The following is a 5,905-nucleotide window of genomic DNA, read 5'->3' as shown; positions in this document are numbered from 1 at the left end:
TGCGCGCTCACGTCGGGCAGGCGGCCCGGCGCGCCGCGCACCGCGACCTTGTACGGTGCGTCGCCGACCACGTGCTCGAGCAGCGCGGCGGCCGCACCGTGCAGGTTCAGGCCGCGGGCGGCGTCGAGCGCGAGCCGGCCGTCGACGTCCACCGCGTACGGGCCGTGCGACCGGAAGCTGCCGTTCGCGCGCACCGGGCCGCCGAGGAAGCGCCCCGACAGGTCGTGCAGCGACGCGCCGGCCTCGGTGAAGCGCACGCTGCCGCGCAGGGCCGACAGCGGCGGCACGCCGCTCGTCGACAGCGTGTTGCCGCCGAACGCGAGCGCGCCTTCGACGTGCGTGTGCGGATGGGGGACGTGTTGCGGAATCGTGATCTTCAGCGCGAGCGACGCGGGCCCCTGCGCGTCGATCCGCTGGCCGATATGGTTGCTCATCGTGCCGAGCGAGCTGTTGTCCGCGTAGTCGATCAGGTCGGTGAGCGGGCCCTGCGCATGGCCGTCGATGATCAGCGGCGAGTGCGACGGATTGCCGAGGTCGTCGATGCGGCCCGCGACCTTCGTCAGCGCGACGCGCTTGTAGTGCGCGCGCTGGATGTCGAAACGCAGCTTGTTCTGCGCGAGCTCGAACACGCCGTCGATCCCGTCGAGCGCCGGCCAGACGCTCGGCGTGCCGTTCGCGAGCTTGCGCGGCGGGTACGGCGTCGGCTCGAAGCGGCCGCCGGTGAACGGCGCGACGATATGGAACACGCCGGCGTCCGGCTCGTGTTCGAACGGGAATTTCTCGAGCGGGCCGCGCGCGACGATCGACGCGCCCTTGCTCACGGTGCCGTCCTGCAATGCGTGGCCGAGATAGTCGCGCAGGTGCTCGGACATCCCGGTCGGCAGGTAGCGCGGAATGCGCGCGACCGACGCGCGGGCGAAATCGGCGCGCAGGTCGAGCGTGCCGCGGCCGTGGCCCGGGTTCGTGTACGAGCCCGACACCGCGATTTCGGCATCGGGATTCGACACGAGCAGGTCGGGCAGCGACACGTCGACGCGCGCATGCTTGTCGCCGGGCGCGGGCGTGATCGTCCATTTGGCGTTGCCGCGCAACCGGTCGAACGTCAGGCGCGGCTCGTCGAATTCGCCGGGCACGGTGACCGCCGCTTTGACGGTGTCGATATGCGCGGAGCCGCCCGTCTCGTTTGCATCGACGCGGCCCCACAGGTTCTCGACACCCGGCCAGCCGGCGCGCGGGTGGCCGCGCGGCGAGAGCCCGGGCGGCGGCTCCTGCGCGGCGAAGCTGATGCCTTGCAGATCGCCGAGGAAGCGGTAGCGGACGATCGGCGCGGCGCCCATGCGCCGCTCCTCGTCGGCGAGATCGGCATGCGCGGGTTTCGCGCGCTCGACCTCGATGTGATAGTTCGACACCATCCCGCGCGGGTCGATCTTGATCAGCTCGTTGCGCAGGCGCGCCGGCAGCGGCAGCCCGCGGATGAATTCGCTGAGGATGCCGAGATCGACGCGGTCGCCCACCACGCTGAGCAGTTGCCCCTGGTTCGCGGTCGGCACGCGGTAGCGCGCCGTCAGCGTCGACAGCGCGAGCGAGCGGGCGAGCGGCGTGCCGTCCGGCAGCGGCGGCTGGCCGAGTTCCGCATTGAAGCGCGTCAGGTGCAGCGTGTAGTCGTGGCCCGCATCGAGCACCATGTCCCAGCCGAAGCCGACCGTCGGCACGTCGAGCCGCGGCTGCGTCGGGCGCACGCGCAGCGCGACGTCGGCGCCTTGCAGGTCGCCGCCCGCCGAGCGCAGGTGGCCGTCGCCGAAGGTCGCCCAGATCGCGTTGTCGATCCGGCCCGCATGGATCGTGAGCGGCACGTCGAGATAGCGCGTGAGCGTCTGCAGGTCGACGGGGCCGGTCGACAGGTAGGCGTCGCCGGTCCAGTTCGCCGGCTTGCCGATCGGCGCGAGCGGCTTGTGCCTGAAGCGCGCGCGGAAATCGAGCGGGCCGAGCAGCAGCGTGCCGTTGGCCGGCGCCTGCAGCGCCGCCTTGTGCACGCGGCCGTCGTTGAGCAGCCGCGATCCGGATGCCGGACAGCACGAGCTCCGGCGCGGCGTGCTGCGCATCGCGCCAGCGCAGCGTGCCGCCGCGCAGCACGATCGCCTCCTGTTTGAGCAGCCAGGTGCCGAACGTGTCGTTGCCGCCGTGGGTGGTGGCGACGCCGACGCCCGCGACGCTCAGCGAGCCGTCGGCCGCCCGCGCGACCACGAGATCGGGCTGGTCGACGATCAGGCTCGACAGCGCGGGCGACAGCCGCAGCAGCGACATCCACGACAGCGCGGCCGTCGCATGTGGCACCGACAGCGCGACCTTGCCGTCACGGCCGCGAATCGTCAGGTTCGTGAGTTCGACGCCCGGCTGCATGCCGGACCAGTTCGGGGAAAGCTTGCCGATCGAAAGCTGGGCGTGGAGCTTGTCGGACACGGCGCGCTCGATGCGCGGGCGGAATTCGTCGATGCGGGGCAACACCACGTAGCGCAGCCCGAGGAAGGCGCCGGACGCGATGAAGTAGGTGCCGATCCCGACTGCCAGCGTCACCCTGAACACGCGACGCAGGACCGGATGATCGTGCTTCGGAGGTCCCGCTTCGGGCGCAGCTACGGCGGATTCCTGACGGTCGGACATGCGGCGGACGGGCGGCGATATGGTAGTTTTGCAGACTGACGTTGAAATGTATCACAGGGGTTCGTGCCGGCGGCCGTTGGGGGCAGCACGGCACGGGCTTTCCGGCGCGCGGTGTCGCGACGGGCGCGTGCGCGTCCGGCGAGGCCGCGCCGAGTCCATGGGGCTGGCCGGCCGCGGGGCGCGCACGCGCCGGCCCGCGGCCGGCCAGCCTTTTCCGCCAGGCCCGCTTCTCGATGACCGACGCTTCCGCCCTGATCAGCACGTCCTATTCCCGATACCTTGCCCGCGCGGCTGCCGCGCGGCCCGCGCTGGCCGAACAGATTGCCGCGTGGGCGGCCGCGCCGCTTGGCCGCGCGCAGCTCGACGCGCGCCTCACCGAGTTGCTCGCGACGCCCGCCGGCACGGCCGCGCCGGGCGAGGAGCAACTGAAGCGCGCGCTGCGGCAGTTGCGCGCCGAGGCGTTCGGTGCGGTCGCGGAACGCGACCTGCGCGGGCTGGCGGACGTCGCCGAGGTCACCGGCGCGATGACCGATCTCGCCGAAGTGGCCGTGCAGCGCTCGCTCGCGCTGCTGTCGGCCGAACTCGAGGCGCTGTACGGAGAGCCGCGCGGCGCCGACGGCCAGCGCGTCGTGCTCGGCGTGGTCGGGATGGGCAAGCTCGGCGGCCGCGAGTTGAACGTGTCGTCGGACATCGACCTGATCTTCGTCTACGAGGACGACGGCGAAACCACCGGCGGCACGCGTTCGCCGCTGTCCACGCAGGAATACTTCACGCGGCTCGGCCGGCGCCTGATCGGCGTGCTGTCCGAGGTCACGGCCGACGGCTACGTGTTTCGCGTCGACATGCGGCTGCGCCCGAACGGCGATTCGGGGCCGCTCGTCTGCAGCATCGGCATGCTCGAGGAATATTTCTACGTGCAGGGGCGCGAGTGGGAGCGCTATGCGTGGATCAAGGGGCGGCTCGTGTCGGAAGGCGACAGCGACGCCGCGCAGCGGCTGGCGGCGCAGCTGGAATCGATCGTCAAGCCGTTCGTCTACCGTCGCTATCTCGATTTCGGCGTGATCGGCGCGATCCGTTCGCTGCACCAGCAGATCCGGCACGAAGCCGCGCGGCGCGCGTCGATGCGGCCCGACAAGGCCGACGACATCAAGCTCGGGCGCGGCGGGATCCGCGAGATCGAGTTCAGCGCGCAGGTATTCCAGCTGATCCGCGGCGGCCAGGATGCGGAATTCCGCGTGCGGCCGACGCTCGCGGTGCTGCGGCATGCGCAGGCGCGCGGGCTGATCGGCGACGACGTGTGCGCGCGCCTGACCGACGCCTACAATTTCCTGCGCACGCTCGAGCACCGGCTGCAGTACCGCAACGACGCGCAGACGCACGCGATGCCGGTCGAGCCCGACGAGCGCGCGGCGCTGGCCGCGTCGCTCGGTTTTGCCGACTATGCGGCGCTGATGACGGTGCTGGACGAACACCGGAACTTCGTCGAGGCGCAGTTCGACCAGATCTTCGCGGACAAGGTGAAGGGCGGCGGCCCTTGCACGGCGGGTGACGACACGGCCGCCGCGTGGATCTGGAGCGGCGCGCTGGCCGACGACGGCGAGGACGACGCGCTGGTCGCGCGCCTCGACGGCCTCGGGTTCGCCGATCCGGCCGCCGTGCTCGCGCGGCTGCGCGCGATCTGGCAATCGTCGCGCTATACCGGGCTGCCGGAAAAGAGCCGGCAGCGCTTCGACAGCGTCGCGCAGCGCGCGCTCGACGCCGCGCCGACGATCGACGCCGCGCGCCGCGACGACACGATCGTGCGCCTGTTCGACCTGCTCGAGACGGTGAGCCGGCGCGGCGTCTATCTCGCGCTGCTGACCGAATATCCGGCCGCGCTCGACCGCGTGCTGTCGGTGCTCGGCGCGACGCGCTGGGGCGGCGGCTACCTGATCCGCCACCCGCAGCTGCTCGACGAATTGCTCGATGACGAGGCGATCGCGAGCCCGTTCGACTGGCCCGCGTTCAAGGATGCGCTGCGCGCGCGGCTCGCGGCGGCCGACGGCCCCGAGCAGCAGATGGACCTGCTGCGCCACGCGCAGCATGCGGAGGTGTTCCGGATCCTGCTGATCGACCTGGCCGGGCAACTGTCGGTCGAGCATGTGAGCGACCGGCTGTCCGAGCTGGCCGACGCGGTGCTCGACGTGACGATCGAAGTCGTCTGGTCGCAGCTCGCGAAGCGCCACCGCGACGTGCCGAAGTTCGCGGTGATCGCGTACGGCAAGCTGGGCGGCAAGGAGCTCGGCTACGCGTCGGATCTCGACCTGATCTTCCTGTACGACGACCCGGACGAGCGCTCGGCGGACGTCTACACGACCTTCACGCGGCGCCTGATCACGTGGCTCACGACCGCGACCGGCGCGGGCGCGCTATTCGACATCGACCTGCGGCTGCGGCCGAACGGCGAGGCCGGGCTGCTCGTCACCGATCTCGACGCGTTCCGCCGCTACCAGTTGCGCGAGGGCGATGCGGCGAACACCGCGTGGGTGTGGGAGCACCAGGCGCTGACGCGCGCCCGCTACAGTGCGGGCGACGCGCAGATCGGCGCGGCTTTCGAGGCGATCCGCCAGCAGGTGCTGACGACGCCGCGCGACGGGGCGGTGCTCGCGAAGGAGATCGTCGACATGCGCGGCAAGGTGTTCGCCGGCCATCCGAACCACACCGAGCTGTTCGACCTGAAGCACGATCGCGGCGGGATGGTCGACATCGAGTTCATCGTCCAGTATTGGGTGCTGCTGCATGCGTCGAGCGACGCGGAGCTGATCCGCAATACCGGCAACATCGCGCTGCTGCGCGAGGTCGCGCGCTTCGGGCTGATGGGCGAGGACGAGGCCGAGCGCGTCGGCGCGGCGTACCGCAAGTACCGGAAACTCCAGCACAAGCTGCGGCTCGACGGGATGGAGAAGGCACGCGTCGATCCGGCAGTGGTGGCCGACGAGCGGGCGGCCGTGACGGCGCTGTGGGAGCGCGTGTTCGGGGCCGTTGATGTTCGGGGCGGCTGAAACGGGCGTTTGAGGCGCGCGTTCGAATTCCATGGACGATTCGGCGGCGCAAGGCGGATGCGATCGAGCGGCCGATCGTCCGTCCGTGAAAAAAGACCGGCGCACGCGCCGGTCTTCCTGCATTCGGCCAACGCGGTGCCAGCGTCAGGCCGCCAGCATTTCCTTCGCGTGCTTGCGTGTGGTGGCCGTGATTTCCAGCCCGC

Annotated in this window: 1 protein-coding gene and 1 pseudogene; one reads left to right on the top strand and one right to left on the bottom strand. The window is 71.1% G+C overall.

Annotated features, from left to right (window positions below; all coding sequences use genetic code 11):
- Nucleotides 1-2,661 (bottom strand): annotated as a pseudogene (locus tag JMF90_RS20670) (YhdP family protein); the annotation flags it as partial.
- 233 nt (nucleotides 2,662-2,894) lie between these two features.
- On the opposite strand from JMF90_RS20670, the gene glnE reads away from it, so the two are divergent.
- Nucleotides 2,895-5,702, top strand: coding sequence for a bifunctional [glutamate--ammonia ligase]-adenylyl-L-tyrosine phosphorylase/[glutamate--ammonia-ligase] adenylyltransferase (gene glnE / locus JMF90_RS20665; protein ID WP_201316711.1), 2,808 nt, complete (start codon nucleotides 2,895-2,897; stop codon nucleotides 5,700-5,702).
- Nucleotides 5,703-5,905: the final 203 nt, after the last annotated feature.

The organism is Burkholderia sp. E168m23 (assembly GCF_016586125.1).
In the GTDB taxonomy this organism is placed as follows: domain Bacteria; phylum Pseudomonadota; class Gammaproteobacteria; order Burkholderiales; family Burkholderiaceae; genus Burkholderia; species Burkholderia orbicola.
The sequence above is the reverse complement of the archived record's forward strand: the minus strand, read 5'-3'. Positions and strand labels throughout refer to the sequence as shown.